At 70.3% G+C, this 26,317-nt stretch carries 26 protein-coding genes; 18 read left to right on the plus strand and 8 right to left on the minus strand.

Annotated features, from left to right (window positions below; genetic code table 11):
* Positions 1-133: 133 nt before the first annotated feature.
* The gene (locus QOL88_RS34675) at positions 134-1,015 is read right to left on the minus strand and encodes a helix-turn-helix domain-containing protein (protein WP_097222178.1); all 882 of its coding nucleotides are present in this window, start codon (positions 1,013-1,015) and stop codon (positions 134-136) included.
* A 171-nt stretch (positions 1,016-1,186) separates the two neighbouring features.
* On the opposite strand from QOL88_RS34675, the gene QOL88_RS34680 reads away from it, so the two are divergent.
* The 11 genes from QOL88_RS34680 (at position 1,187) to QOL88_RS34730 (ending at position 12,721) form a co-directional block, all read left to right on the plus strand.
* The gene (locus QOL88_RS34680; RefSeq protein WP_097222179.1) at positions 1,187-2,203 is read left to right on the plus strand and encodes a zinc-dependent alcohol dehydrogenase family protein; all 1,017 of its coding nucleotides are present in this window, start codon (positions 1,187-1,189) and stop codon (positions 2,201-2,203) included.
* 187 nt (positions 2,204-2,390) lie between these two features.
* Positions 2,391-3,056, plus strand: a complete 666-nt coding sequence (locus QOL88_RS34685; protein ID WP_097222180.1) for an SDR family NAD(P)-dependent oxidoreductase — start codon at positions 2,391-2,393, stop codon at positions 3,054-3,056.
* A 17-nt stretch (positions 3,057-3,073) separates the two neighbouring features.
* Complete coding sequence (locus tag QOL88_RS34690) at positions 3,074-3,592, plus strand: cyclophilin-like fold protein (protein ID WP_179879041.1); 519 nt, start codon at positions 3,074-3,076, stop codon at positions 3,590-3,592.
* 180 nt (positions 3,593-3,772) lie between these two features.
* Positions 3,773-5,029, plus strand: coding sequence for an MFS transporter (locus QOL88_RS34695; RefSeq protein ID WP_097222181.1), 1,257 nt, complete (start codon positions 3,773-3,775; stop codon positions 5,027-5,029).
* A gap of 69 nt (positions 5,030-5,098) precedes the next feature.
* Positions 5,099-5,866 (plus strand): SDR family oxidoreductase, encoded by a 768-nt coding sequence (locus QOL88_RS34700; protein WP_097222182.1) that lies wholly within the window; start codon positions 5,099-5,101, stop codon positions 5,864-5,866.
* A gap of 99 nt (positions 5,867-5,965) precedes the next feature.
* Positions 5,966-6,733, plus strand: a complete 768-nt coding sequence (locus QOL88_RS34705; RefSeq protein ID WP_097222183.1) for an SDR family NAD(P)-dependent oxidoreductase — start codon at positions 5,966-5,968, stop codon at positions 6,731-6,733.
* A 36-nt stretch (positions 6,734-6,769) separates the two neighbouring features.
* Positions 6,770-7,183: a (R)-mandelonitrile lyase gene (locus QOL88_RS34710; protein WP_097222184.1), complete on the plus strand. Its 414-nt coding sequence runs from the start codon at positions 6,770-6,772 to the stop codon at positions 7,181-7,183.
* Between the two features lie 403 nt (positions 7,184-7,586).
* On the plus strand, positions 7,587-8,237 hold the full coding sequence (locus tag QOL88_RS34715; protein ID WP_097222185.1) for a (2Fe-2S)-binding protein: 651 nt from the start codon (positions 7,587-7,589) through the stop codon (positions 8,235-8,237).
* 12 nt (positions 8,238-8,249) lie between these two features.
* Positions 8,250-9,230: an FAD binding domain-containing protein gene (locus QOL88_RS34720; protein ID WP_097222186.1), complete on the plus strand. Its 981-nt coding sequence runs from the start codon at positions 8,250-8,252 to the stop codon at positions 9,228-9,230.
* Entirely contained in the window at positions 9,227-11,422 is a 2,196-nt protein-coding gene (locus QOL88_RS34725) for a xanthine dehydrogenase family protein molybdopterin-binding subunit (protein ID WP_097222187.1), read from the plus strand. The genes QOL88_RS34720 and QOL88_RS34725 overlap by 4 nt, the downstream gene beginning before the upstream one ends.
* Before the next feature lie 168 nt (positions 11,423-11,590).
* Complete coding sequence (locus QOL88_RS34730) at positions 11,591-12,721, plus strand: XdhC family protein (RefSeq protein ID WP_097222188.1); 1,131 nt, start codon at positions 11,591-11,593, stop codon at positions 12,719-12,721.
* A gap of 247 nt (positions 12,722-12,968) precedes the next feature.
* Here the strand turns inward: QOL88_RS34730 and QOL88_RS34735 are convergent, their stop codons facing one another.
* Positions 12,969-13,928 carry a helix-turn-helix domain-containing protein gene (locus QOL88_RS34735; protein ID WP_097222189.1) on the minus strand — a complete coding sequence of 320 codons (960 nt, stop codon included), beginning with the start codon at positions 13,926-13,928 and terminating at the stop codon, positions 12,969-12,971.
* Positions 13,929-14,151: 223 nt separating this feature from the next.
* Between QOL88_RS34735 and QOL88_RS34740 the strand changes: the two genes are divergently transcribed.
* The 4 genes from QOL88_RS34740 (at position 14,152) to QOL88_RS34755 (ending at position 17,539) form a co-directional block, all read left to right on the plus strand.
* Complete coding sequence (locus tag QOL88_RS34740; RefSeq protein WP_097222190.1) at positions 14,152-14,997, plus strand: SDR family oxidoreductase; 846 nt, start codon at positions 14,152-14,154, stop codon at positions 14,995-14,997.
* Positions 14,998-15,070: 73 nt separating this feature from the next.
* On the plus strand, positions 15,071-15,553 hold the full coding sequence (locus QOL88_RS34745; protein WP_097223320.1) for a nitroreductase family deazaflavin-dependent oxidoreductase: 483 nt from the start codon (positions 15,071-15,073) through the stop codon (positions 15,551-15,553).
* A gap of 383 nt (positions 15,554-15,936) precedes the next feature.
* Positions 15,937-16,917, plus strand: coding sequence for an aldo/keto reductase (locus tag QOL88_RS34750; RefSeq protein ID WP_097222191.1), 981 nt, complete (start codon positions 15,937-15,939; stop codon positions 16,915-16,917).
* 82 nt (positions 16,918-16,999) lie between these two features.
* Positions 17,000-17,539, plus strand: coding sequence for an NAD(P)H-dependent oxidoreductase (locus tag QOL88_RS34755; protein ID WP_097222192.1), 540 nt, complete (start codon positions 17,000-17,002; stop codon positions 17,537-17,539).
* A 307-nt stretch (positions 17,540-17,846) separates the two neighbouring features.
* Here the strand turns inward: QOL88_RS34755 and QOL88_RS34760 are convergent, their stop codons facing one another.
* The 6 genes from QOL88_RS34760 to nac form a co-directional block, all read right to left on the minus strand.
* Positions 17,847-18,695, minus strand: a complete 849-nt coding sequence (locus QOL88_RS34760; RefSeq protein ID WP_097222193.1) for a GRP family sugar transporter — start codon at positions 18,693-18,695, stop codon at positions 17,847-17,849.
* On the minus strand, positions 18,688-19,233 hold the full coding sequence (locus QOL88_RS34765) for a MarR family winged helix-turn-helix transcriptional regulator (protein WP_097222194.1): 546 nt from the start codon (positions 19,231-19,233) through the stop codon (positions 18,688-18,690). The genes QOL88_RS34760 and QOL88_RS34765 overlap by 8 nt, the downstream gene beginning before the upstream one ends.
* 341 nt (positions 19,234-19,574) lie before the next feature.
* Positions 19,575-20,603, minus strand: a complete 1,029-nt coding sequence (locus QOL88_RS34770) for an L-idonate 5-dehydrogenase (RefSeq protein WP_097222195.1) — start codon at positions 20,601-20,603, stop codon at positions 19,575-19,577.
* Positions 20,604-20,631: 28 nt separating this feature from the next.
* Positions 20,632-21,402, minus strand: coding sequence for an SDR family oxidoreductase (locus QOL88_RS34775; RefSeq protein WP_097222196.1), 771 nt, complete (start codon positions 21,400-21,402; stop codon positions 20,632-20,634).
* On the minus strand, positions 21,399-22,406 hold the full coding sequence (locus QOL88_RS34780) for a 2-hydroxyacid dehydrogenase (protein WP_097222197.1): 1,008 nt from the start codon (positions 22,404-22,406) through the stop codon (positions 21,399-21,401). Before QOL88_RS34780 ends, QOL88_RS34775 begins: the two co-directional genes overlap by 4 nt.
* Positions 22,407-22,555: 149 nt before the next feature.
* Positions 22,556-23,485, minus strand: a complete 930-nt coding sequence (nac, locus tag QOL88_RS34785; protein ID WP_097222198.1) for a nitrogen assimilation transcriptional regulator NAC — start codon at positions 23,483-23,485, stop codon at positions 22,556-22,558.
* A gap of 323 nt (positions 23,486-23,808) precedes the next feature.
* Here nac and QOL88_RS34790 point away from each other — a divergent pair, with 323 nt between their 5' ends.
* From QOL88_RS34790 to QOL88_RS34800, 3 genes are read left to right on the plus strand one after another with little or no spacing between them, the layout of a single operon-like run.
* Positions 23,809-24,591: a LamB/YcsF family protein gene (locus QOL88_RS34790; RefSeq protein ID WP_097222199.1), complete on the plus strand. Its 783-nt coding sequence runs from the start codon at positions 23,809-23,811 to the stop codon at positions 24,589-24,591.
* 1 nt (position 24,592) lies between these two features.
* Positions 24,593-25,306 carry a 5-oxoprolinase subunit B family protein gene (locus QOL88_RS34795; protein ID WP_097222200.1) on the plus strand — a complete coding sequence of 238 codons (714 nt, stop codon included), beginning with the start codon at positions 24,593-24,595 and terminating at the stop codon, positions 25,304-25,306.
* The gene (locus QOL88_RS34800) at positions 25,299-26,285 is read left to right on the plus strand and encodes a 5-oxoprolinase subunit C family protein (RefSeq protein ID WP_097222201.1); all 987 of its coding nucleotides are present in this window, start codon (positions 25,299-25,301) and stop codon (positions 26,283-26,285) included. The genes QOL88_RS34795 and QOL88_RS34800 overlap by 8 nt, the downstream gene beginning before the upstream one ends.
* The last annotated feature ends 32 nt before the right edge of the window (positions 26,286-26,317 follow it).

A 26,317-nucleotide genomic window follows, 5' to 3' on the forward strand; every position in this document is an offset into this window, starting at 1 on the left:
GCTCGCGGCTGGGCAGACGGAGATGTCCATCGGCTGCGGAAGTATCGCCCACACCGACCAGGCACGAGCCTCCCTCTGTGCCGGGCGACCGGCACGATCCACCGGCCGCTCCTACAGCAGCTGCCGGTCGCGGTCAGCTGAGGGGGGAGGAGGCCGGCAGGTTCTGGTCGGCGGCCCAGGAGGCCAGGATGCGCAGTCGTTCGTGGGTGGGGGAGCCGGGTGCGGCGGTCCAGACGGTCAGGTGCTGGTCGGGGTCGGTGTTGGCGGTGAGGGTGTCCCAGTCGAGGACGAGTTCGCCGACGACCGGATGGTTGAGGGTCTTCGTGCCGACGGTGCGGGCGGCGACGTGGTGTTCGCCCCACCAGCGGGCGAACTGCTTGTCCCGCAGGGACAGTTCACCAACCAGCTCGATCAGACGGGGGTCCTCGGGGTACTTCGCGGCCTCCATGCGCAGTTGGGCGACGGCGATGTGCGCGGAGGTCTCCCAGTCGGCGTACAGATTGCGCATCGCGGGAGTGGTGAAGATGATCCGCGGATAGTTGCGGTGCTTTTCCGGGACGCGGGAGAAGTCGGTGACCAGCGCGGAGGCCAGCGCGTTCCAGGCCAGGATGTCGCCGCGCCGGCCCTGCACGACGGCCGGGGTGGCGGTGAGGTCGTCCAGGACGCGCTGGAGCTGCGGCTGGACCTTCTGCCGGCCTCGGCGCCGCGCGCGGGTGGTGGTCTTGCCCGCGAGCTGGAAGAGGTAGCCGCGCTCGTCGTCATCCAGATGGAGCACCCGGGCGAGGGCATCCAGCACGGGCGCCGATGCCTGCATGCGGCCCTGTTCGAGGCGGGTGTAGTAGTCGGTGCTGATGCTGGCGAGCTGGGCGACCTCCTCGCGGCGCAGCCCGGCAACCCGGCGGGGCTTGCCGGTCTCGGGCAGTCCGACCGTGCGCGGGCTCAGCTCGGAGCGGCGCTTCTTGAGGAATTCTCCCAGCTCATTGAGGGGGACGTTGGCGGTCATGCTTCCCAGCATGACACCGATTCCACTCAGGAAAGGGGGGAGATTTCACTCCCAGGATGTTCTCCTCCCGGGATGAATTTCTCCGCTTTTCGCACCTTCCCCCGCCTGTGAGGCTCGAAAGCGAGCAGCCGATCCCGACCCCGGCTGCGCGCTCACCGATCCTCGCCCCGAAGGAAGTCCCCCATGCGCGGAGCAGTCATCTACGCCCCCGGCGACGTGCGCTTCGAGAACCTCGACGACCCGAAGATCCTCCACCCGACCGACGCGGTGATCCGCACGGTCGCCACCTGCGTGTGCGGCTCCGACCTGTGGCCCTACCGCGGCGCGGAACCCATCGGCGACCCGCACCCGATGGGGCACGAATACGTCGGCATCGTCGAAGAGGTCGGCAGCCAGGTCACCAACGTCAAGCCCGGCCAGTTCGTGGTCGGTTCCTTCGCCACCTCGGACAACACCTGCGTGAACTGCCTGGGCGGCTGGCAGTCCTCCTGCCTGCACCGCGAGTTCATGAGCACCTGCCAGGCCGACTACGTGCGCATCCCCAACGCCCACGGCACCCTCGTCGCCACCGACGAGCACCCCGACGCCGAGATGGTGCCGAGTCTGCTCGCGGTCTCCGACGTGATGGGCACCGGCTGGTACGCCGCCCTCGCCGCCGAGGTGAAGACCGGCTCCACCGCCGTGGTCGTCGGCGACGGAGCGGTCGGCCTGTGCGGCGTCATCGCCGCCAAGGAACTGGGCGCCGAGCGGATCATCGCGATGAGCCGCCACGACTCCCGGCAGAGGCTCGCCCTGGAGTTCGGCGCCACCGACACCGTCAGCGAGCGCGGCGACGAGGGCATCGCCCGCGTAAAGGACCTCACCGGCGGCATCGGCGCGGACTCCGTGCTCGAGTGCGTGGGCACCGCCGAGTCGATGCGGCAGGCCCTGCACGCCACCCGGCCCGGCGGCAACGTCGGCTTCGTCGGCGTCCCGCACGACGTGGCGGTCGACGGCGAGGAACTGTTCTTCTCCCACGTCGGCCTGCGCGGCGGCCCCGCCCCGGTCCGCCGTTACCTGCCCGACCTGATCGACCGCGTCCTGTCCGGCCGCATCAACCCGGGCAAGGTCTTCGACCTCACCCTGCCCCTGGACCAGGTCGCCGAGGGCTACAAGGCGATGGACGAACGCCGCGCCATCAAGGCCCTCCTCAAGCCCTGACCCCACCGCCCTGTGACCCGCTGCCCCTGTCAAGCACCACAGAAATTGGCCGCACCGGAGGGCGCCGGGCGCACATCGTCCTCAGCCCTCGGCCTCCTCTCGCCCCGCATCCACACCATCGGACCGCATGACCGGCAGCGCGGATGCGGGCGGGAACCACCACCTCACGCAAGGAACGACGAACCCCATGACGACCTTCGCTCTCATCGGCGCCGGCCCGGGACTCGGGCTGGCCACCGCCCGCCGCTTCGGAAGCGCCGGCCGCACCGTCGCCCTCATCGCCCGCAACGCCGAGCGCCTGGAGGAGATGACCGCCGAGCTGGCACGTGACGGTATTCAGGCGCGCGGCTTCACCGCCGACGTCCTCGACATCGAGTCACTGGACGCGGCTCTGTACGCGGCCGCCAAGGACCTGGGTCCCATCGAGGTCCTCCAGTACAGCCCCGTGCCCCGCGCCGACTTCATGAAGCCGGCCCTGGACACCGGCGCCGACGACCTCGACGCGCCCCTCGCCTTCTCCGTCAAGGGCCCCGTCACCGCCGTGAACGCCGTCCTGCCCGGCATGCGCGACCTCGGCCGCGGCACTCTGCTGTTCGTCAACGGCTCCAGCGCCGTACGCCCCAACCCGAAGGTGGCCGGCACCTCGATCGCGTTCGCCGCCGAGAGCGCCTACGCCCGCATGCTGCACGACACGCTCGCCGAGGAGAACATCTACGCCGCCCAGCTGATCATCCCGGGCGCCATCCGGCCAGACGCCGAGCACAGCAGCCCCGACGTGCTGGCACAGCGGCTGTACGACATCCACCAGCAGCGCGATGGATTCCGCCACTACTCCGAGCCCCTGCCCGACTGATCTTCTGGACGACGTCCATGAACTCGGCCGCCCTCCGTGTCCTCGCCCGTGCCGTCACTGCCACCGCTCTCGTGCTGACCGTGGCGGCCTGCACCGACACCTCCCCGGCCTCCCCGTCCGGGACCACCACCGAGCAGCAGACGCCGACGCCCGAGGCACACACCGCACCATCCGACAGGAACACCGCCATGAACATCCGGGTCACCCTCGACGGCCACCCCGTCGGCGCCACCTTGAACGACAGCCCTGCCGCCCGTGACTTCGCCGAGCTGCTCCCGCTCACCCTGGACCTGAAGGACTTCCACCAGACGGAGCGGATCGCCGACCTGCCGCGCAGGCTGACAACCTCCGGCGCTCCCGAGCCACGCGCGCCGAAGGCCGGCGACCTTGCCTACTACGCGCCCTGGGGCAATGTGGCCCTCTTCTACCGCGACGGCGACTCCGCCAACGCCGACCTGCTGATCCTCGGCAGCATCGACGCCGATGCGGACAGGCTTGCCGGGACCGACCGCATCGCCATCGAAGCCGCGCCCTGACCCGCCCCACCGCGCGCCCGTCACGCAGAGCACCCGAAGAAGGGGGGAGGAGATCCTCCCCTTTTCGCCCGGTCCGTTCCATGGAACCGTCGAAGACCTGGCTGCGCCGTCCGCCCATCCGCCGCGACGGCTTCAGCCGCCCCCGATCCGCCGATTCCCACGCAAGGTGAGACCACACGTATGCCTTCCGCATCCGGGACCACCCCCGGCAAGCTTCCCTTCGTCGTCTGGGTGCTCGCCGCCGGCACGTTCCTGATGGGGACCACCGAGTTCGTCGTCGCCGGCCTCCTGCCGGAGCTGGCCGGTGACCTCGGAGTCAGCGTCTCCCACGCCGGTCTGCTGATCACCGCCTTCGCCATCGGCATGATCATCGGCGCGCCGACCATGGCCATGGCGACCCTGCGCCTTCCTCAGCGCCAGACACTCATCCTGGCCCTGGCCGTGTTCTGCCTCGGACATCTGGTCGCCGCCCTCAGCACGTCCTTCACCGTCGTCCTCATCGCCCGCGTCGTCACGGCCCTGGCCACCGGAGCGTTCTGGTCCGTCGGCTTCGTCGTCGCCACCAGCGCTGCCGGGCCGCGCAACGCCACCCGCGCCACGGGCGTCATGATCGGGGGCCTGACCCTGGCCAACGTCGTCGGCGTGCCGATCGGCTCCTTCGCCGGCCAGTTCACCGGCTGGCGCGGCCCCTTCTGGGCCCTGGCCGTCCTCTCCGGGCTTGCCGCCGCTTTCATCGGCCGCTTCATCCCGGCCCAGCAGGAGCGCGTCGAGGTGTCCCTCCGGGCCGAGGTCCGGGCTCTGCGGCAGGGCCGGCTGTGGCTGGCGCTCGGCGCCGCGATGCTGATCATGGGCGGTGTCCTGGCGACGTACACCTATGTCACGCCGCTGCTGACGGACCGCGCGGGTATCCCCGCAGGTGCCGTACCGCTCGTCCTCATCGCCTTCGGTATCGGCGCCCTGGGCGGCACCACCACGGGCGGCCGCCTGGGCGACCGGCGTCCGATGGTCACCACCATCACGGCCGCCGCGGCCACCGCTCTGGTCCTGCTGCTGATGATCCCGCTGTCCGGCAACCCGGTGACGGCCACCCTTCTCGTCTTCCTCATGGGCCTGACCGGCTTCACCGTCAACCCGGTCGTCACCGCCCTCGCCATGCGCTTCGCAGGCGATGCCCCCACCCTCACCTCCTCGCTGACCACCTCCGCTTTCAACACCGGCATCGCCGCCGGCTCGGCGATCGCCGGTACGTCCCTGGACTCCTCCCTCGGCCTGACCGGCCCGCCCCTGGTCGGCACCGTCATCGCCGCTCTCACGCTGCTGCCTCTGATCGCCCTCGCCGTCCACGGCACTTCTGACAAGGGCCGGATCGTGGCCCGGGGCGTCGCTCCCACGCACACGCGACACGACGAACCCGCGCAGGTGTCGTCGCAGCACTGACTCAAGCCCGGATCCGCGTCCTGCCGACACGTACCCGACGACGTACCAGCATGCGAGAGGAATCTGCACATGACTGTGAACACCGCGGACTTCACCGGCAAGGTGGCGTTCGTGACCGGAGCCGGCTCCGGCATCGGCCGCGCCACCGCCGTAGCCTTCGCCCGCGCGGGCGCCCGCGTCGCCCTCGCCGACCTGTCCTCGGACGGCCTGCGGGAGACAGTACGGCTCCTCGAGGAAGCGGGCGGGCAGGCTCTGGCCCTCGCCTGTGACGTCACCAGCGAAGACGACGTGCGGTCCGCGCTGGACGGCACCCTTCAGGCGTTCGGACGACTGGACGCCGCCTTCAACAACGCCGGAGTCGAGCAGCCGGTCAAGCCGGCCGCGGACATCGAGAAGGACGAGTGGGACCGCGTCATCGGCGTCAGCCTGACCGGGATGTTCCTGTGCATGAGGCACCAGATCCCCCTCATGCTCCAGCAGGGTGGCGGCGCGATCGTCAACGCCTCGTCGGGCGCCGGCGTCAAGGGCTTCAAGGGACAGGCGGCCTACGCCGCGGCCAAGCACGGCGTCATCGGCCTGACGCGCTCGACGGCCCTCGACTACGCGGCGTCCAACGTCCGCGTCAACGCCGTCTGCCCCGGCATCGTCGACACCGAGATGATCCAGCGCTTCGCCGAAAGCACACCCGGAGGACGGGACGCCCTGATCGCGGACGAGCCCGTCGGACGCCTCGGCACACCGGACGAGATCGCCGGCGCCGTCCTCTGGCTCTGCTCCGACGCCGCCTCCTTCACCACCGGCCACGCCCTGGTCGTCGACGGTGGTCAGACCGTCTGACGGCGGTCCATGGCAAGGCGTCGTGCCGCCGCAGCCCATCCGTGCAGCCCCGACGCCACTCGCGCCGGCACACCTCTTCACTCGAACGGAGACCACGACGTGAACCCCACGTACGACTTCACCGGCCAGGTCGCGCTCGTCACCGGAGCCGGCGCCGGTATGGGCCTGGCGACCGCCCGCGCGTTCGCCGAGTCCGGCGCCGCCGTCGCCCTCACCGACGTCGACGAAGCCGCCCTGAACGCAGCCGCGAAGGACCTCACCGACGCGGGCCACCACGTCCTCGCCCTCACCTGCGACGTCAGCGACGAGGACCAGGTCGCCGCCGCGGTCGACCGCACCGTCGAGACCTTCGGCCGCCTCGACATGGCCTACAACAACGCCGGCATCCAGATCCCGCCCAGCGACGCCGCCGACGAACCCGCCGAACGCTTCGACCGCGTCAACGGAATCAATCTCCGTGGCGTCTGGGCCTGCATGAAACACGAGCTGCGGCACATGCGCGCCCAGGGCAGCGGCGCCATCGTCAACTGCTCCTCCCTCGGCGGCCTCGTCGGCCTCCCCGGCCGCGCTTCCTACCACGCGTCCAAGCACGGAGTCATCGGCCTGACGAGCAGCGCCGCCCTCGAATACGCCCCGCGCGGCATCCGCGTCAACGCCGTCTGCCCCGGGACCATCGACACCCCGATGGTCAGCGACATGATCGCCAAGGGGGAGCTGGACCGCGCCGAGGCCGAGGCCAACCAGCCCATCAACCGACTCGGCACCGCCGAGGAGATCGCCCAGGCTGTCCTGTGGCTGTGCAGCCCCGGAGCGGGCTTCGTCATCGGCGTCGCCCTCCCCGTGGACGGCGGCTACGTCGCCCGCTAGAGACAGCCCACGCATCGACAACACCGGAGAGACACCATGGAATTCATCAAGCAGCAGCCCAGCAGCAAGGCCCCGGCGGACTGGTTCACCGGCGACGTCTGGTGGGACGTCATCGTGGCCGGCCAGGCCCCGTCCAAGATGCGCGCCAACCTGGTCCGCTTCTCACCGGGCGCCCGCACCAACTGGCACTCCCACGCCCTGGGCCAGACCCTGCACGTCGTTTCCGGCATCGCCCTGATCGGCACCCGGGACGGCACCGTCTTCGAGGCCCACCCCGGCGAGACCGTCGCCTGCCCGCCGAACGAGGAACACTGGCACGGCGCCGCCCCCGACCGGTTCATGGAGCACATCGCCCTGTGGGAAGGCACGGGCGACGACACCCCGGAGACCGCCTGGGGCGAGCCGGTCACCGACCAGCAGTACGACGGCCCTCGCACCCGCAACCGGTAGCCCCGGCCCTTCGATCACGCAACCCGGGCTCACCCAGGACGTCAGGGCATCCCGCAGAAGGGCCGTGGCCGGAGACTTGCTCGAAGCGGACGATCAGTCCGCCACGCACAACGACGCGATGAGCGACGCGGACGCCACCCACAAGCGGGGAGGCGCCGCGGCTCTGCCCTGCCTCGCCCGGCGCGCAAGTGCCCCCGACGACGTCGGCCAGTCGCTCCTGGCGGAGCGTAAAGGGGGAGGAAAGTCTCCCTGTCACGAGCGTTGCCGGCGGTGCGAGACTCCCCAGGTGACCAGTCGCCGCTGCCGAAGCGCGCGGTTGCCCATATCCCTGCGGTGACGACGATCCGGTCTCCCGTCCCGCTGTTGTGTACGGCCGATCCGTCCGCGATACGAAGGCGTACGTATGTCAACTGAACTTCCCGAGCCCGCCGCTCCATCCTCCGCCGGAGCCGGCGAGTCCTCCCCGGCGCCCACGCGGCGCACGTTCATCGCCACCAGTACCGCGGTCGGTGGTGCCGTCGTCGCGGGCGGCGTGATCGGAGGGACCTCCCCCCTCGGCGCGGAGGAGGCGACAGCCGTCGAGAGGCCGCCGTCCAGCCGGGTCTCCCTGACGGTCAACGGCACCCGCCGGACCGTGACGGTCGACAACCGCACCTCGCTGCTGGACCTGCTCCGCGAGCACCTCGGCCTGACCGGCTCGAAGAAGGGCTGCAACGCCGGGGCCTGCGGTGCGTGCACTGTCCTGGTCGACGGGCAGCGGCACAACGCCTGCCTCACGCTCGCGGTGCGGTTGCAGGGCGCAGAGGTCACCACGATCGAGGGCCTTGCCGACGGGGACGAACTCCACCCGCTGCAGCAGGCTTTCATCGATCAGGACGCCTTCCAGTGCGGCTACTGCACTCCCGGCCAGATCGTCTCCGGCGTCGGCTGCATCCAGGAGGGGCATACCGGTTCGCCGGAGGAGATCCGGGAGTGGATGAGCGGCAACATCTGCCGCTGCGGCTGCTACGTGAAGATCGTGCGCGCGGTGGAGCAGACCGCGGGCCGGAAGTAAGGAGCGGCAACCGTGCATCCCTTCTCCTACACACGCGTCTCCGACACCCGTGAAGCCCTCAACGCCGGGCGCCACGGCGGACGTTACATCGCCGGGGGCACCACGCTGGTCGACCTCATGCGTGAGACCGTCGAACGCCCCGAGACCCTCGTCGACATCGCGGCCCTGCCGCTGGGCGAGGTCACCGTCACCGAACGCGGGGGCTTGCGCATCGGCGCCCTGGTGACCATGTCCGAGGCCGCCGGCAACGCCAAGGTGCGCGCCCTGTATCCCGTCGTCTCCGAGGCGCTGGAGCTGAGTGCTTCGGCGCAGCTGCGGAACATGGCGACCATCGGCGGCAACATCATGCAGCGCACCAGGTGCACCTACTTCCGTGATGTGACCGCCGACTGCAACAAGCGCGAGCCCGGCTCCGGTTGCGCCGCGCTGCACGGCTTCAACCGCACCCACGCCATCCTCGGCACCTCCGACGCCTGCGTGGCCACCCACCCCTCCGATGCCGCTGTGGCCTTCGCCGCCCTGGAGGCCCGGGTGCACCTGCTGGGCCCGGACGGAGCACGCCAAGTCCCCTTCGCCGATTTCCTTCTGCGGCCCGGCAGCACCCCACAACGCGAACAGGCCCTGCGTAAAGGTGAGTTGATCACGGCGGTCGAGATCCCCGCTCTTCCGCGGCCGCTCAAGTCCGGCTACCTCAAGGTGCGGGACCGGCAGTCCTACGAGTTCGCCCTTACCTCAGCGGCCGTCGCGCTGCACGTGCGCGGTGGGGTGATCCGTGAGGCCAAGGTCGCCGCCGGGGGAGTGGGCACGGTGCCGTGGAAGCTGCCCGCCGTCGAGCAGCACCTCGTCGGTGAACGCCCCTCGGGGGCCCTGTGGTCGGCCGCTGCCGCGAAGGCGGCGGACGGCGCCAGTCCCCTGCAGCACAACCGTTTCAAGGTCGAGCTGCTCAAGCGCACGGTCGAACGCCAGTTGCGTGTCGTAGGAGGTACCAAGTGAGTCCCCAGCCGCAGGCAGCCGTGGGTGCGCCGCTGTCCCGGGTGGACGGCCGGCTCAAGGTCACGGGCAAGGCGCTGTACGCCGCCGAGCACGAGGTCGAGGGGACCGTGCACGCCGTGATCGTCGACGCGAGCATCGGCCTCGGCCGCATCACGTCGATCGACACCGGCGCCGCCGAAGCCCTTCCGGGCGTGCTGAAGGTGCTGCACCACCGCAACGCGCCGAAGCTGCCGTACCGCGACAACTCCGGGTCGAACAATCCGCCCGGCCGGCGACTGCGCGTCTTCCAGGACGACCGTGTCCGCTTCCACGGCCAGCCGGTCGCCGTCGTGGTGGCCACCACCCTGGAGGCCGCACAGCACGGTGCGAGCCTGGTCAAGGTCGGCTACGACGCCGAACAGCCCTCGACCGACCTGACCGAGGCCGAACCGGACAAGCCGACCACCTACGCGCGCGGCGACGCCGAAGCGGCCCTGCGCTCGGCGGCCGTACGACTGGACCTGACGTACCGCACGGCGCGCAACCACCACAACCCGATGGAGCCGCACGCCACCATCGCCCGCTGGAACGGCGACAAGCTCGCCGTGTGGGACAAGACCCAGTGGGTGGTGGGCACCCAGACCGAACTCGCCGCGGTGTTCGGTCTGGACATGGACGCGGTGCGCGTCATCTCGCCGTTCGTCGGCGGCGGTTTCGGCTCGGCCCTGCGCTGCTGGCCGCACGTGGTCGTCGCCGCGCTGGCCGCCCGTGAGGCGAAGCGCCCGGTCAAGCTGGTTCTCAACCGCAAGCAGATGTACCTCGGGACCGGTTTCCGGCCCTCGTACGATTACCACCTGCGCCTCGGCAGTGACCGGCGCGGCCGGCTGTCCGCCGCGGTGCACGAGCTGGACGCCGAGACGTCGTCGTACGAGACCTTCACCGAGTCCATCCTCACGGCCGGGCAGATGCTCTACAGCATGCCCGACGTGGCGCAGAGGTACCGGACGGTGCCGCTGGATCTGCCCACGCCGCTGTACATGCGCGGCCCCGGCTTCCAGACGGCCTCCTTCGCCATCGAGTCGGCCATGGACGAACTCGCCCACAAGCTCGGCGTCGACCCCATCGAGCTGCGCCTGCGCAACGAACCGAACGAGGACGAGTCGTCCGGGCTGCCGTTCTCCACCCGCCGCCTGCGCGAGTGCTACACCGTCGGCGCCCGCGAGTTCGGCTGGCACCGACGCAACCCCAAGCCCCGCTCGACGCGTGAGGGGGACTGGCTGATCGGCAGGGGCATGGCCGCCGGCGTCTACGACACCGCGCGCATGCCCGCTCAGGCGCGAGCCCGCCTGGACGCCGACGGCACGGCGCTGGTCGAGGCCGCCGCCACGGACATGGGCCCGGGTACGTACACCTCCCAGACCCAGGTCGCCGCCGACGCCCTCGGGCTGACCGTGCGCACGGTCACCTTCCGGCTGGGGGACTCCCTCTACCCGCCGACCCCACCGCACGGTGGCTCGATGACCATGGCCAGCGTCGGCTCCGCCACCCTCGACGCCTGCAACAAGGTCCGCCGTCAGGCGATCCGACTGGCCGTCGAGGACCGCGAATCACCGCTGTACGGGACACAGGCGGACGATGTCGTCGTACGCAACGGCCGACTGCACGCGAAGAACGACCCCACGCGCGGGGAGACGTACCGGAGGCTGCTCGCCCGCAACGACCGCACCCACCTCGAAGCGGACGGCTCCTTCGCGCCGCCGACAGGCCCGGAGCGGCACTCCTTCTACGGTTACAACGCCACCTTCGCCGAAGTGGCCGTCGATGCGACACTCGGCCTGGTACGCGTGCGGCACGTGCTCGGCGTCTACGACGCGGGCCGCATCATCAGCCCCAAGCTCGCCGACAGCCAGGCCCTCGGCGGCATGGTCGGCGGCATCGGCACGGCCCTGCTGGAGCACACGGTCACCGACCACCGCGACGGGCGGATCGTCAACGCCAACCTCGCCGACTATCTCGTGCCCGTCAACGCCGACATCCCGGACCTCAAGGCGATCTACCTGGACGGCGAGGACCGCGAGGCGGACCCGCTCGGCGTCAAGGGCCTCGGAGAGCTGGTGATGATCGGGGTGGCGCCCGCCATCGCCAACGCGGTCTTCAACGCCACCGGCCGCCGCGTCCGCGAACTGCCCATCACGGCGGAGGCGTTGCTCTGACCCCAGGCCCCATGGGCCGACGGAGCACGCACCGCTCGTCCGGCAGCCTGTCCCCCCGTCCGGCTGCCGGACTTCCCGGGCCGCCGCCGCGTGACGTTTCCCCGCGTCGCGGCGGCGGCCCGCTCACCTTCCGATCCTGATCCCGCCATGGGGACATGGAGAACTGCCATGCTGAACATCGCGGACGCATTGCACCGCTGGTGCCGCGAGGCACGTCCCTTCGCCCTGGCTACCGTCGTCGGTGTGCACGGCAGCGCCCCGCTGCCGGTCGGCACGTCGGTCGCGGTGGACGAGGACGGCGACGCGGTCGGCAGCGTCTCCGGCGGCTGCGTCGAGGGACAGGTCTACGAGCTGTGCCGACAGGTGCTCCGTGACCGGGGCGCTCCGCAGCGCGCATGGTTCGGCTACTCAGACGAAGACGCCTTCGCCGTCGGCCTGACCTGCGGCGGCGAACTGGACGTCCTCGTCCAGCGCGTCGACCCCAGGGCCCAGCCGCATCTCGTCAACGCCCTCGACGAGGTCATTCAGGGTCGGCCTGCCGCCGTGGCACAGGTCATTGACGGCCCGGAGAGCCTCCTGGGCTCCACGCTGAGCATGTTCGGCGGTGACCATGTCGCCTGCGGGCGCGTGGACGGCGGGTGGGCGGACCGGGCGGTGGCCGACCGGGCCAGGGCCCTGCTGCGGGCCGGCCGCACCGCCCGTGTCGACATCGGCGGGACCGGGGACGGATGCCCTGAGCACCTGTCCGTCCTCGTCCACGTGGCGGCCACCCGCCCCCGCATCCTGATCTTCGGCGCGGTCGACTTCGCCGCCGCCCTCAGCCGGGCCGGCCGCTTCCTGGGGTACCGGGTCACCGTCTGCGACGCCCGCCCCGTCTTCGCCACCGCGGCACGCTTCCCGCACGCCGACGAGGTCGTCGTCGACTGGCCCCACCGCTACCTTGAGCGCACCGGTGTGGACGAGCGCACCGCCGTCTGCGTCCTCACCCACGACGCCAAGTTCGACATCCCCCTGCTGCGCCTGGCCCTCGACCTGCCGGTCGCCTACGTGGGGGCCATGGGCTCCCGACGTACCCACGACGAGCGCCAGCAGCTCCTGCGCGAGGTGGGCGTCACGGAAGACCACCTGGCCCGGCTGCGTTCCCCGATCGGCCTCGACCTCGGAGCCCGCACGCCCGAGGAGACGGCCATCTCCATCATCGCGGAGATCATCGCCCACACCAACCAGGGAACGGGCCGGCCCCTGACCCAGATCACCGGCCCGATCCACCGGCCGCCGAGATCGACGAGCTCCCGGTAGGCCGGCCTCATCGACTCTGGACATCGCCGAGTCCGACACCGCCGAACTGTACCCGGCGCTCCTGCGTGCCCTCAGCCCGCTCGGTCGGGCCTACCTCCACGTGATGCACGTGGGCGACGAGGACCTGCTGGGCACTCTGCGTACGCTGTGGCCACCAAGAGAACGAGTCGGACACGGAACACGGCGGACCGTGCCGCTATGTCAGAGCCGTTGACGACTTCGCGGATCGACTCGCGTGGCGGGTAGGTCAGTCGGGCGTCTCGGACGAGTCGGCCGACCGGGGGCCGTCGGCCGACGCGGACCGCTCGATGTCGTCGTTGGCCGCGGCCCAACTGGCCAGCAGGTCGAGGGCGTCCTGAGAGGGAGAGCCGGGCTCGGCGGTGTAGGTGAGGAGGAACTGGCTGGGGCCGTCCCCGAGTGGGAAGGTTTCGAAGGGCAGGTCGAGATCGCCGACGACCGGGTGGTGGAGGAGCTTCACGCCGGTGGTGTGCATGCGGACGTTGTGGGCCGCCCAGCGGCGACGGAATTCCTCGCTGCGGGTGGATAGTTCGCCGATCAGGTCCGTGAGCCGCCGGTCGTAGAGATCGCGGCCTGCCTCGGCACGCAGCATGGCGACGGTGTCGCCTGCGACTTCGTCCCAGTGGCGGAAGAACTCGGTCGCGTGCGGGCTGAGGAAGACGAACCGGGCGTTGTTCGGCGGCCGTACCGGATCGGCGTAGACGGGGGAGAACAGGGCGCGCCCGAGGTGGTTGGCGGCCAGGATGTCCCCGCGTCCGCTGAGGATGAACGCGGGTGTGCCGGCCATGGAGTCGAGGACGCGCTGCACTGCGGGCCGCACGCGCTGCTGGGCCGGGCGTCGGCGCGGCGGACGGGTGGTGCCGGCGCCGCGCAGGAGGTCGAGCAGATGGATGCGTTCGGCCTCGTCGAGCTGAAGCGCTTGGGCGATGCCTTCGATGACGCTCTCGGAGACGCCGGTGGCGTTGCCGCGCTCCAGCCGTGTGTAGTACTCGCTGGAGATGCCCGCGAGGAGGGCGACCTCCTCACGGCGCAGCCCGGTGACCCGTCGGCGCTCTCCGCCGTACAGGGGCAGTCCGGCCTGTTCAGGGGTGACCCTGGCCCGTCGCGTGCCGAGGAATTCCCGGATCTCCGCGCGGAAATCATCACGGATGTCGCGGTTGGTGCCGTTGGGGTCGTTTCTGCCTGCCATGCGTTTCACTCTACGAGCGCATCCGCCGGGTTGGGGGTCCCTGTCAGTGACCCCCTCACCAGGGACTCCCACACCCCCGTGACAACCGGTTCTGTTGGTGGTGCACCGCCCACGACGGTGTGAACGGCCCGGATACGGCGGCGCTCGTGCCGCCGCGCGGGCCGCACGCCCCCGCACACACCGGGTGCCCGACCACGGCGCCCCGACAAGAGTCAGGACCCCCATGAGCAAGGTCATTTTCGTCACCGGCGCCGGACGCGGTCTGGGCACGGACATCGTCCGCGAGGCCCTCGCCACCGGCCACCAGGTCGTCGCCACCGGCCGCCGCCCCGCAGACGTCGAGAAGACCCTGGGCGGGCCACAGGACAACCTGCTGGTCACAACGCTGGACGTCACCAGCATCGAGGACGCCGAGGCCGCCGCGCAGGCCGCTGTCGACCGCTTCGGTCGCATCGACGTCCTGATCAACAACGCCGGGAACCTCTTCACCGGCTACTTCGAGGAGATCTCGCCCGAGCAGATGCGTCGGCAGTTCGAGACCAACCTCTTCGGCCCGATGAACGTCACCCGCGCCGTCCTGCCGATCATGCGCCGCCAGCGCGCCGGCCACGTCATCACCATCACCTCGACCGCCGGTCTGGTCGGCATGGAATTCACCTCCGCCTACGCCGCCTCGAAGTTCGCGGAAGAGGGCTGGATGGAGTCCCTGCGCTACGACGTCGAGCCGTACAACATCCACACCACGATCGTGGAGCCCGGCTACTTCCGCACCGAACTCCTCGTGGACGGCTCCACCAACTGGCCCGAGCTGTCCATCGAGGACTACGCCCCGCGCACCGCCCCGAGGATCGAGGGCATGAAGAGCATGAACGGCAAGCAGCCCGGCGACCCTGCCAAGCTCGCCCGCGCCCTGCTCACCATCGCCGGCCATGACAAGCCCCTGCAGCGCTTCGTCGCCGGTGCGGACGCCATCGAGGCGGCCAAGGCCAAGGCCAAGGAGCTCCTCGCCCAGGCCGAGGCGTCCCGCGAACTGGGCGGCAGCCTCGCCTACGACGACGCCCACGCCTGAGCACCACGCCCCGCACCCCGGCTGATGCGCAGGACCGCGCCGGGTGCGTTTCGACAACACGGAGAGAGTCAGCATGCCCCTCAAAGGGGAGTACGAGCCGAGCAAGGCGCAGTTTGTACGTGACCAGGTGGAGCTGTACGAAAGCTCCGGCGGTACCCAGGGAACGACGCTGAGTGTCCTGGTCACACGGGAAGAAGACGAGAGGCTCCGGGACCTGCCCGTCGTCATCCTGACCACCTTGGGCGCGAAGAGCGGCAAGATCCGCAAGACCCCGGTCATGCGGGTGGAGCACGACGGCTCCTACGCCGTCATCGCCTCCATGGCAGGAGCCCCCAAGCACCCGGTCTGGTACCACAACGCGGTGGCCGACCCCCGGGTCGAGCTACAGGACGGCCCGGTGCGCCAGGACATGCTGGCACGCGAGGTGAGCGGGGACGAGAAGGCGCTGTGGTGGACCCGGGCCGTCGAGGCGTTCCCCGACTACGCCGAGTACCAGAAGAACACGGACCGCGAGATCCCGGTCCTCGTTCTGGAGCCGGCGGCCCGGGAGCACTGACGCGGCGCAGCCGGTGCCGCCCACGGATCCCCCGCCACCTGCCCTTGGCAACACCGGCGTCAGACCCTCCTGACAGCGGCCGGCTCGAATCCCTCACGGACGGCCCGGGCCGCCTGCACGAAGTGCATTACCGGCGACCACGGCGTTGATCTCGTCGGCGCCGGCCGACGACGAACCCCACAGCTGGGCAGGGCGCCCCGCACCCCCGGCCGAGCCGGAAGCCGCCTCCGGGTGGACCTTCGGCAGCTGACCCGCCGGCCGGGCAACGGTGCCCGTGCCGGCAGCGCGCGGACCACCCGAGCACCGTCCGCCAACTGGTTGGCGCACCTCACTGATCATGACCACCGATCGGCCTGTCGGCCGTCAACGACTAGGAGTACCTGATGAAGCACGTGACACTGGGCGGGCTCGATGTCTCCCGCATCGGCCTGGGAGCCATGACCATGGCCGGCATGTACACCACGGGCGGAGGGCTCGACGACGCCGAGTCGATCCGCACCATCCACCGGGCGCTGGAGCTTGGGGTCACTCACATCGACACCGCCGAGATCTACGGCCCCTTCCACAGCGAGGAAATCGTCGGTAAGGCCATCAGGGGCTGCCGCGATGACGTCGTCGTGGCGACGAAGTTCGGTCTCGTCTCCCACGCCGGCGACGGCCCCGGTGTGATCGACAGCAGCGCAGGCAATGTGAAGGCCGCGGTCGAGGGCTCGCTCCTGCGGCTCGGCACCGACCACATCGACCTCTACTACCAGCACCGCGTCGACCCGAACACGCCAATCGAGGAGACAGTCGGCGCGCTGGCCGAGCTGGTCGCCGAGGGCAAGGTGCGCCACATCGGCCTCTCGGAAGCCGGTCCCGAGACGATCCGCCGGGCACACGCCGTGCATCCGGTGGCCGCCTTGCAGACCGAGTACTCGCTGTGGACCCGTGACGTCGAGGCCGAGATCCTCCCGCTGCTGCGCGAACTCGGCATCGGGTTCGTTCCCTACTCGCCGCTCGGCCACGGCCTGCTGACCGGGCAGATCCGCACCGTCGACGACTTCGCCGACGACGACTGGCGCAAGACCAACCCGCGCTTCATCGGCGAGAACTTCCAGCGCAACCTGCGCATCGTCGACGAAGTCCGGGCCATCGGCGCCGAGATCGGCGCCACCCCGGCACAGACCGCGCTGGCGTGGCTGCTGACCCGCGGCGACGACATCGCCCCGATCCCCGGAACCCGGCGGGTCTCGCGCGTCGAGGAGAACACCGCCGCTGACGGCATCGAACTCAGCGCCGCTCAGCTGGACCGCCTCAACAACCTCACGCCGGCCGCGGGCGAGCGTCACGACGAGGCGAACATGGCCACCATCGACCGGTGATCACGCCTCGGTGAATCCCCGACCCGTCACACCCATCAACGCATCCCTCACCCCTCCCTGATCACTGAAGAGGTTCCTGATCATGTCGAAGGTTCTCCTTGTCGTAGGTCACCCCGACCTGTCCCAGTCGAAGGCCAACAGGGCCCTGGTGGACGCCGTCCGCGAGCTGGCCCATGTCACCGTGCACGACCTCTACGCCGCTTACCCCGACTTCCAGATCGACGCCGACGCCGAGCAGGCGCTGCTGGCCGGGCACGATGTGATCGTCTTCCAGCACCCGGTGTACTGGTACAACACCACTCCTCTGTTCAAGCAGTGGCAGGACAAGGTCTTCACCCTGGGCTGGGCCTTCACCATGGACGGCTCGCCCTCACAGCTGGCCGGCAAGAAGGCCGTCGTCGCCGTCACCGCCGGCGTGCCTGCCGACCACTACACCCCCGAAGGCTCGAACCAGGCCACCATCGAGACCCTCCTCAGCAACTGGCACGCGACCCTGCGGCTGTGCCAGTTCGACATCCAGCCGATGGTCACGCTGTACGGCACCGCCTTCGGCCTCTCCGACCAGAACCTGACCGCCGCCGCAAAGCAGTACAACGAACTACTCGCCTCCTTCGCCGCCTGACCGCACTCCCAGCGGTGGGGCCTACTGCGACGGCGTACCCGGCAGCCGCGCCCTGGACGCGGAGCAGGATTCAGTGGTCGTTGATGGTCGACATTTTGCGGCCCGGAAGATCGACGCGGGTTGTGTCTGGATCGACTGCCATATCCGTGTCGCCGCCGAGATGCCACACAGCGGATTCAACACTCCGGATAAGGCAAGGACCTCTCCTCCTACAGCCTGGAGGACTACACCCGCACCAAACACGTCATGTCCTACCCGGAGTCCTGGACGCGCCCGCCGGCCCTGGTGGAAGCGGGCCGGCGGGGGTTCAGCGCAGCGCGATGAGCCCGATCGCAAGTGCCGCGCAGACGAGACCGACGGCCTGCCGACGGTTCAGGCGCTCCTTCAGCAGCACCAGGGCCAGGAGGACGGGGATGGCGGGGTAGAGGGCGGAGAGCACGGTGGCGATGGCCATGAGCTGTTGTCTGGTGGCTTCCAGATACAGCACGATCGCCAGCGTGCCCAGGGCACCGGCCGCCACCGTCGCTGCCCATGGCTTTCCCGTCAGCCCCCAAGGGGCAGCGTAGGAACCCAGGACCGCGGCGATGACCAGGACGGAGACCACCCGGCTCAGTACCACCGGCCACAAGCCGCTGTCTGTGCCTATCTGTGCCATGGCGAGGAACTGCACGCCGAATCCCACACTGGCAATCAAGGCGCTGGGGACCCCTGCGGACATCGCCCGACGCTGCTGGTCACCGAGATCCGCAGAGTTCTGCGAGACCAGCCACAGCGCTGGCAGGACTGCGGCGATGCCCACCCATACCGGGAGGGCTGGGCGCTCTCCGAGGAGACACACTCCGACCAGGACCGGAAGAGCCACGGCTCCGACATCGCTGACCGGGACGACCACACTCATCGCCCCCTGCGACATCGCCCGGTACAGGAAGGCGACCCCGACTCCCGTCCCCATGCCCGACAGCGCCCCCCAACCGTAGTCGGCAAGCGAGGCGGTTCCACCGTCCAGAAACAGTGCCAGGAGCAGCCCGAGTGCGGTGCCGGCCAGTTGGGCGTGAAGAGCGACGGTCAGCCCGTTGTGTCGGCGCGAGACCAGGCCGTTGACGAAGTGCGTGATGCCGAAACACAGAGCGGACAGCAGAGCGAGCAGTTCACCCATGGTCGCGCTCGTGGCCTGCCCGATGGTCCCGGTCCGCCTGGCCCACCGGGCAAGTCGCACCGTCCCGAACGCAGGCACACCGGTCACACAGCCTGCAGATACGTTCGGCGTCACCGGGCTGCCGGTACAAACCCGCCAGGACCTTGCCCAGCAACTGACCGAGCTGCTCACGCTCGCCGTCATCGAGACGGCTCAACGCCTGTCGCAGGACGTCGCTCCGGCTGGTGAGGAGAGCGTGCGCTGCCTGCGAGCCCAGATCACTGAGCTGAAGGCGAACCCACGCCCCCCAGCTGGCTTCTTTGCGTACCAGTCCCTGTTTTTCCAGGCCATCGACCATACGGGCCGCCGCAGACTGGCTCAGTCCCACCCGCCGACCCAGCTCGGTGACACTCAAGCCAGGATCCGTGGACAACACCACCAGCGCGGCAGCCCCGCTCGAACTCGTGCCGGCCGCCCGTGTCGCCTCGGCGACCACCACATCGCTGAGGGCAAGTGCGGCGGCCCCCAAGAGATTCGCCGTGTTGGATTCCTCATGCATGAGTCATGCATGCCCCCAATGATGTGCTGTATGTCGCGACTCGTTGCGGCTCCTCGCGGGCCCCGATCAACTCCTCCATCGGGCGACGCCGCCCTCGCCCCGTTGATGTGCGGCGGACCACGGGCGGCACGTGATCGACACCCAGGACCGATGGGCTACACGGCGCCGATAGGGGAGTACCGACGTGTGCTGGGGGCACGGCAGACGCGCGAACGGTGCGATACAGAGGAGAGCTTGCGGCAGTCGCTTTTTACCTGACGCCACCTCGGATAACCACGTCCTGTCTCTCGCTGGTGGGACACCACCACGGGACGCAATCGATGCTGTGACCGAGTCCTCCGTCACACGCGAGTCAGGTCCAGCAGGACCTTGGAGGCCACGGCCCGGTCATGGGCGATGTCGAAGGCGGCGTGCGCCTCGGCGAGTGGGAAGGTGTGCGTCACGATCGCGTCGACGGGCAGACCCCGGGCCAGCAGGTCGATCGCTTCGTCGAACTCCGAGTCGAAGCGGAAGGCACCCCGAAGCTCCAGTTCGCGGGTGACGGCGATGTTGCCCAGCAGGGGCACCTCGCCGGGCGGCAGCAGACCGAGGAGTACGACGGTGCCCCCGCGCCGCACTCGTTCGACACAGCTTCGTAGCCCCGCGGGCGCTCCGGACGCCTCGACGGCGATGTCGAACGGGTCCCTCCACCCGCCGTCGTCGGTGGCGTCCGCCCGTACCGTGGCGGTGGCCCCGGACGCGGTGGCGATGCGCAGGGGGGTGTCGAGGAGGTCGCTCACGACGACCTCGGCTGCGCCCTTGTGGCGCAGAACGGCGGTGACCAGGCAGCCGATCGGCCCTGCTCCGGTGACCAGGACGCGCTTGCCCGTGACGTCACCGGCCCGGTGCACGGCGTGCAGGGCCACCGACAGGGGTTCGGCCAGGACGGCGTGGCGCAGGTCGAGTTCTGGCGGCAGCGGGCGGATCTGCGCTGCGGGCACGGTGACGAGTTGGGCGAAGCCGCCCTGGACGTGGGGCGTACGGGCGGCGCTGCCGAGGTAGCGGGTGTCGGCGCAGATGTTGCGGCGGCCGGCCACGCAGTCGGGGCAGTGGTCGCACGGTGTGGCGGGGTGGACCGCCACCGGGGTTCCTGCGGCCGGTCCCTCGGCGCCGGCTCCTAGCGCGGCGACGTGGCCGACGACCTCGTGGCCGAGGACCATCGGCTCCTGGACGGTGAAGTCGCCGACCCGGCCGTGGCGGTAGTAGTGCAGGTCCGATCCGCAGATTCCGCCGAGGGCGACGGCGACGGCCACCTGGCCGTGGCCGGGTCGGGTGGGGGAGCGGTGCTCGACCCGCAGGTCTCCTGCCGTGTGGACGACGCAGGCTTGCATGGTGGGTTCCCTTTCGTTGCGGCGTCCGTCACAGGACGGAGAGCATGCCGCCGTCGACGTAGAGCACTTGGCCGCCCACGAAGTCGGAGGCGGGGGACGCCAGGAAGATCAGGGCCCCCACGAGGTCGTCGACGGCGCCCCAGCGGCCGGCCGGTGTGCGTCTGCGGACCCAGGCGCTGAATTCCTCGTCGGCCACCAGGGCCGAGGTGAGTTCGGTGGCGAAGTAGCCGGGGCCGATGCCGTTGACCTGGATGCCCAGGGGGCCCAGGTCGGCGCACATGCCCTTGGTGAGCATCTTCAGGCCGCCCTTGGTGGCGGAGTAGGCGGCGATACCGGGCCGGACCGCTTCACTCTGGAGCGAGCAGATGTTGACTATCTTGCCGTGGCCTCGGGGCGCCATGCGACGCGCGACCTCGCGTCCCACGAGGAAGGCACTGGTGAGGTTGGTGTCGAGGAGACGGTGCCAGTCGGCGTCGGTGAACTCCAGGAGGGGACTGCGGTGTTGGACTCCGGTGTTGTTCACCAGGATGTCGATCGGCCCGGTCTCCTCCTCGATGCGGGCGATGGCCGCGGTGACGGCCGCCGAGTCCGTCACGTCGAAGGCGGCGGTCCGTACCCGGTCCCCGAAGGAGTCCGCGAGTTCCGCGGCGGTCGCTTGCAGGGCGGTGGTGTCGCGTCCGTTGAGGACGACCGTGCAGCCGGCTTCCAGCAGACCCTTGGCCAGCGCCTTGCCGATGCCGCGGCTGGAGCCGGTGACCAGGGCCGTCTTTCCGGTGATGTCGAACAGTGGGTGGCTCATGCGCGCGCTCCGGCGGTGCCGGCCGGGGTGCCCGGCACCGCCGGGCTGCCGGGGAGGGGCGTCCGGGCGGGGCGTTCGGAGAGGACGTCGAGGATGTTGTCGACGGCCAGGTCGACCATGGCGGCTCGGGTGGCCTCGGTGGCCGAGCCGATGTGGGGCAGCGTGACCACGTGGGGCTCGGAGACCAGCGGGGACAAGTCCGTTCCCATCGGCTCGCGTTCGAAGACGTCGAGCCCGGCGGAGTGCAGCCGCCCCTCCCGGACGGCGTGCAGCAGGGCCTCCTCGTCGACGACTCCGCCGCGGGAGGTGCTGACCAGTGTGGCCGTGGGTTTCATCGCGGCCAGTTCGCGGCCGGAGATCAGGTGCCGCGTCTCCTCGGTGAGTGGCACGTGCAGCGAGACTACGTCGGACGCGGCCAGCAGCGTGGGCAGATCCACCGAGGCCGACAGGTCGTCGTCGGGCGCGTAGGGGTCGTGGTGGAGCACGCGCATGCCGAAGCCGTGGGCTCGGCGGGCCACTGCGCGGCCGATCTGACCGTAGCCGATCAGGCCGAGCGTGGCTCCGTGGATGTCCAGACCGAGGTAGTCGTGCATTCGGAAAAGCTCCCAGGAGCCCGAGGCCAGGCTCGCTTCGGCGGCGCCGATCCGCCGGCGGGCGGCGAGGATCAGGGCGAAGGCGAGGTCGGCAGTGGTCTCCGCCAGCACGCGAGGGGTGTGGGTGACGACGATGCCCCGCTCGGCGGCGGCGGACCGGTCGACGTTGTCGAAACCCATGCTCGCCAGCGCTATGACCCGCAGCGAGGGGCCCGCCGCGTCCATCAGCGCTCCGTCCACCGGATCGTTGCCCAGGGCCAGAACGCCACTCGCCCCGGCGGCCGGCGTGGCGAGGTCGGCGGGCCCGGGCTTCCCGGTCCCGGGCCAGGCCACCACCTCCGCCACCCTGGACAGACGGTCCAGGCCGCGGCCGGGCAGGTTTTCACGGGTGATGAGGACACGCTTTTTCATCTATGTCTCCAGTGACGAGCCGTGCATGTGCCGACCGGCGGCTGGCGTCGAAAGAACCGGGGCCTGTAAGACGCGGTTCTGTATGGCGCTGGTTCTGAAAGACGCTAGCCGGGGCGGTCACGGGAAACAAATAACGGATTTGTGTGACGCTATTGGCGATCCTTATCCCCGTCGGGGGAGCCGTCAAAGGTGGTGATCAGCTCGAGGAAAAGATCGTGCACCGCCAGGGCGGGTTCCGAAAGGGGCTGATTGTCCGACGTCACGACGGACAGTTTGACCTGGATGACGGGATCCACGATGCGGCGCACGGACAGGGCGCGGACGTCGAGGATCGCGCGCGCCGCCGACCAGGGCAGGACGGTGGCGCCGAGGTCCGCGTCCACGGCGTTGACGAGCGTCAGCGCGGACTCGACCTCGCCCACCACGTGCGGCCGGAGCGACGCTTGCTGGAAGGCGGCGTCCACCACCTGCCGGATCGTGTGGATGCGGCTGGGGAGCAGCAGCGGCACGCTCTTGAGTTCCTCCAGGCTGACCTCGCCCTGTCCCGGCGGGGCCGTCGCGCCGGATGCGCCGATCAGGAACAGGTCCTCCGTGCGTACGGGCTCGAACTGCACGCCCCGCAGCGGGCCGGCCCCGTAGATGAACGCCATGTCCATCCGCCCGGTCATGATGGCCTCGCTGATCACGCCGCCGAAGTTCTCGTTGATGTGCAGCAGGATGTCCGGGTAGCGCTCACGCACACTCTTCAGGAGCGGCAGCGCGAGGGCCGCCCCCAGGCTGTACGGCGCGAGGCCCACCGACACGCTGCCGGCGGGCGCCCGGCCGGAGACCTCCACGGCGGCGTGCGCGAGGTCCACCTGCCTCAGGATCAGCTGCGCATGCCGGTACAAAGCCCTGCCCGCCTCGGTCGGGGCGACCCCGCGCTTGCTGCGGATCAGCAACTGCTGCCCGAACTGCGCCTCCAGCGCGGACAGCTGCTGGCTGAGCGCGGGCTGCGCGATGTGCAGGATGTCGGCCGCGCGCGTGATGCTCCCCGCGTCAATGATCTTGATGAACGAGTACAGACGCCTGGTGTCCATGCGGGGCCTTCCACGGGGAGCGGAGCCTCATCGTAGGGAGGGGTCGCCCGTGAGCGCAGCCCCGTGAGCGCCCGGCGTGTGAGGCAGGTCATAACCATCCGCGATAACGCCAGATCGAACGCATATTGGCGGTCAGGCGAGCATGGGCTTAAGTTGAGCGGAACATCCAGCCCGGAACCGCCCGAAGAAGTCGAAGGAATCGGTTCCCAGGAATTCTCTCTGCTCGCGACCTTCGTCCTTGTGTCCGAGAGTGCGGATCTCAATCGGGATATCGCGAAGACGTGATGGCATCTCTTTCCTCATATTCTTTCCCGGAGGACGTCATGACCCCCATGGTTGACCTCGTCGCCGATCTCGGCGAGGGATTCGGCGCCTACACGATGGGCGACGACGCAGCCCTCCTGGAAATGCTGACGTCCGCCAACGTCGCCTGCGGGTTCCACGCCGGTGATCCGCGCATCATGGACGCCACCGTCCGGACCTGCGTGGAGAAGCGGGTGGCCGTGGGCGCTCACCCGAGCTTTCCCGACCTGGTCGGCTTCGGCCGCCGCGCGATGGACCTCACGCCCGAGGAGGTCCGCACGGACGTGCTGTACCAGATCGGCGCCCTCCAGGCGTTCGCCGTCGCGCACGGCACCCGGGTGCAGCACGTCGCCCCGCACGGACGCCTGGGCAACCTGGTCGCCGTACGCGCCGACTACGCCGGTGCCGTCGTGGACGCCGTCGCCTCCCTGGACGAGTCGCTGATCGTCCTCGCGCAGGACGGTGAGCTCGCCGACGCCGCCCGGGCCCGCGGACTGCGCGTGGGCATCGTCGGCATCGCCGACCGCGCGTATCGCGACGACGGGACCCTCGTCCCCCGCTCCGAGCCCGGAGCGGTGATCCACGACCCCGACGAGGTGGCCCGCCGGACCCTGCGCATGGTCACCGAAGGGGTCATCCGCAGCGTCGACGGCAAGGACATCCCGGTCGCCTGCGACACCGTCCTGCTGCACGGAGACAGCCCCGGAGCGATCGCGCTGGCCGGCCGCATCCGCGAGCAACTCCTCGCCGCCGGTGTCGAGATCACCTCTCTCGACAAGGCGCTGAGCGGGACGGGCGCCTGACATGAACGGCAACATCACGATCACGGACTGCGGTGACTCCGCCCTGACCGCCAGGGCCGTGGGGCTGGACGCCGAAGACGCCTGGCGGCTCGTCCACACCCTGGCCGACGCCCTGGACGCCGTACGGCTCACCGGAGTCCACGACGTGGTGCCCACCTATGACGCCCTCCTCGTGGAGTTCGACTGCACCCGCACCGACCACGACACCCTCCGGCGCATCGTGGCGCACGAGGCCGCCCGCCTCGGGCCGCACCCCGCACCGACGGCCCCGCCACGACGCTTCGTCGTACCCGCCGTCTACGGCGGTGAGTACGGGCCCGACCTGCCCGACGTCGCCCGACAACTCGACCTGACCGAGCGTGAGGTCATCGCCCTCCACTCCGGGACCGACCTCACCGTACGTTGCCTCGGCGCACCCGCGGGGGCACCGATGACGGACGGCCCGGCCTTCCCGAAACCGGTGCCGCGGCTGGCGTCCCCCCGCACCCGCGTCGATCCCGGCTCCGTCGCCGTCGCCGGCCGGCAGGCCGTCATCTGCCCGATGCCCTCGCCCGGCGGCTGGCCGCTCCTCGGGCGAACCCCCGTACGCGTCCTCGACCTGCACAGCGACCCGATCACCGCCTACCGGCCCGGAGACACCTTCCGCTTCGTCCCCATCACGCCCGACGAGTGGGACGACTACGCCGGTACGCCCCTGGCGGCCTGTCATGGCTGACACCCTCACGATCCGCACCGCCGGCATCGTCACCGTGCAGGACCTCGGCCGAGTCGGCCGCTCCCGCTACGGCCTGCCCGCCGGCGGAGCCGTCGACCAGCACTCGGCACGCGTCGCCAACGTCCTGTGCGGCAACGACGACCGCGCCCCGCTGCTGGAGATCACGGCACTCGACTTCGCGTGCGTTCCCTCCGGCGACATCCTCGTCGCGGTGACCGGCGCGCCCGCCGACGTGACCGTCGAGGGAGTCGTCCGCCCGCAGTGGGAACCGGTCTCCGTGCGCGCAGGCGAGATCCTCCGCGTCAGCGGCATACGTCAGGGACTGCGCGTCTACCTGGCTGTGCTCGGCTCGTTCGAGGCCGACTACCTGCAGGGCAGCTGCGCTCCTGACACCATCCTGGGGTTCGGCCCCGCCCTGCGTGACGGTGACGAACTCGTGCTGCGCACGACCTGCCCGCCCATCGACCACCCCTTCTCACGGATCCCGTTGTTCCGCCTGAACGCCCCCGTCCTCCCGTTCCCCGCCACCTGGACGATCGACGTCACCGACGGCCCCGACCGGGCCGAGTTCGCAGACACGGGAAGCCGCCTGTTCGACGCCCCCTTCACCGTCAGCCCGCGCAGCAACCACATCGGCCTGCGCCTGCAGGGCGACGTGCCCCGCCGCGTCACCACGGGCGAGGTCCTCTCACGCGGAGTCCCCATCGGCGCCGTCGAAGTGCCGGCAGGGGACGAACTCCTCGTTCTGCACCGCGGCCGCGGCGTCACGGCCGGCTACCCCGTCCTGGCCGTCGTCACCGCTACCGGTCTGTCCGCCCTGGGACAGGTGCGCCCCGGGCAGACCATCCGCTTCCGCCACCGCACCCTCGACCAGGCGGTCACCGCCCACCGCACCCAGCGCCACGCCGTCGACGCACTGCGAACCCGCGTCCGCACAGCTTTCGACGCCCTGCGCATCCGCGCCCCCGGTGCCGGCTGACCCCCGATCCCCACCGCCGCCCGACCGCACCC

It is taken from the genome of Streptomyces sp. Ag82_O1-12 (genome assembly GCF_900182715.1).
GTDB lineage: Bacteria > Actinomycetota > Actinomycetes > Streptomycetales > Streptomycetaceae > Streptomyces > Streptomyces massasporeus.

Excerpts from the sequence above, each read along its gene's own strand:
- QOL88_RS34675 (WP_097222178.1), bottom strand. The coding sequence starts at position 1,015 with ATGCTGGGAAGCATGACCGCCAACGTCCCCCTCAATGAGCTGGGAGAA.
- QOL88_RS34680 (WP_097222179.1), top strand. The coding sequence starts at position 1,187 with ATGCGCGGAGCAGTCATCTACGCCCCCGGCGACGTGCGCTTCGAGAAC.
- QOL88_RS34685 (WP_097222180.1), top strand. The coding sequence starts at position 2,391 with ATGACGACCTTCGCTCTCATCGGCGCCGGCCCGGGACTCGGGCTGGCC.
- QOL88_RS34690 (WP_179879041.1), top strand. The coding sequence starts at position 3,074 with ATGAACTCGGCCGCCCTCCGTGTCCTCGCCCGTGCCGTCACTGCCACC.
- QOL88_RS34695 (WP_097222181.1), top strand. The coding sequence starts at position 3,773 with ATGCCTTCCGCATCCGGGACCACCCCCGGCAAGCTTCCCTTCGTCGTC.
- QOL88_RS34700 (WP_097222182.1), top strand. The coding sequence starts at position 5,099 with ATGACTGTGAACACCGCGGACTTCACCGGCAAGGTGGCGTTCGTGACC.
- QOL88_RS34710 (WP_097222184.1), top strand. The coding sequence starts at position 6,770 with ATGGAATTCATCAAGCAGCAGCCCAGCAGCAAGGCCCCGGCGGACTGG.
- QOL88_RS34715 (WP_097222185.1), top strand. The coding sequence starts at position 7,587 with ATGTCAACTGAACTTCCCGAGCCCGCCGCTCCATCCTCCGCCGGAGCC.
- QOL88_RS34730 (WP_097222188.1), top strand. The coding sequence starts at position 11,591 with ATGCTGAACATCGCGGACGCATTGCACCGCTGGTGCCGCGAGGCACGT.
- QOL88_RS34735 (WP_097222189.1), bottom strand. The coding sequence starts at position 13,928 with ATGGCAGGCAGAAACGACCCCAACGGCACCAACCGCGACATCCGTGAT.
- QOL88_RS34740 (WP_097222190.1), top strand. The coding sequence starts at position 14,152 with ATGAGCAAGGTCATTTTCGTCACCGGCGCCGGACGCGGTCTGGGCACG.
- QOL88_RS34745 (WP_097223320.1), top strand. The coding sequence starts at position 15,071 with ATGCCCCTCAAAGGGGAGTACGAGCCGAGCAAGGCGCAGTTTGTACGT.
- QOL88_RS34750 (WP_097222191.1), top strand. The coding sequence starts at position 15,937 with ATGAAGCACGTGACACTGGGCGGGCTCGATGTCTCCCGCATCGGCCTG.
- QOL88_RS34755 (WP_097222192.1), top strand. The coding sequence starts at position 17,000 with ATGTCGAAGGTTCTCCTTGTCGTAGGTCACCCCGACCTGTCCCAGTCG.
- QOL88_RS34760 (WP_097222193.1), bottom strand. The coding sequence starts at position 18,695 with ATGGGTGAACTGCTCGCTCTGCTGTCCGCTCTGTGTTTCGGCATCACG.
- QOL88_RS34765 (WP_097222194.1), bottom strand. The coding sequence starts at position 19,233 with ATGCATGAGGAATCCAACACGGCGAATCTCTTGGGGGCCGCCGCACTT.
- QOL88_RS34770 (WP_097222195.1), bottom strand. The coding sequence starts at position 20,603 with ATGCAAGCCTGCGTCGTCCACACGGCAGGAGACCTGCGGGTCGAGCAC.
- QOL88_RS34775 (WP_097222196.1), bottom strand. The coding sequence starts at position 21,402 with ATGAGCCACCCACTGTTCGACATCACCGGAAAGACGGCCCTGGTCACC.
- QOL88_RS34780 (WP_097222197.1), bottom strand. The coding sequence starts at position 22,406 with ATGAAAAAGCGTGTCCTCATCACCCGTGAAAACCTGCCCGGCCGCGGC.
- nac (WP_097222198.1), bottom strand. The coding sequence starts at position 23,485 with ATGGACACCAGGCGTCTGTACTCGTTCATCAAGATCATTGACGCGGGG.
- QOL88_RS34790 (WP_097222199.1), top strand. The coding sequence starts at position 23,809 with ATGACCCCCATGGTTGACCTCGTCGCCGATCTCGGCGAGGGATTCGGC.
- QOL88_RS34795 (WP_097222200.1), top strand. The coding sequence starts at position 24,593 with ATGAACGGCAACATCACGATCACGGACTGCGGTGACTCCGCCCTGACC.
- QOL88_RS34800 (WP_097222201.1), top strand. The coding sequence starts at position 25,299 with ATGGCTGACACCCTCACGATCCGCACCGCCGGCATCGTCACCGTGCAG.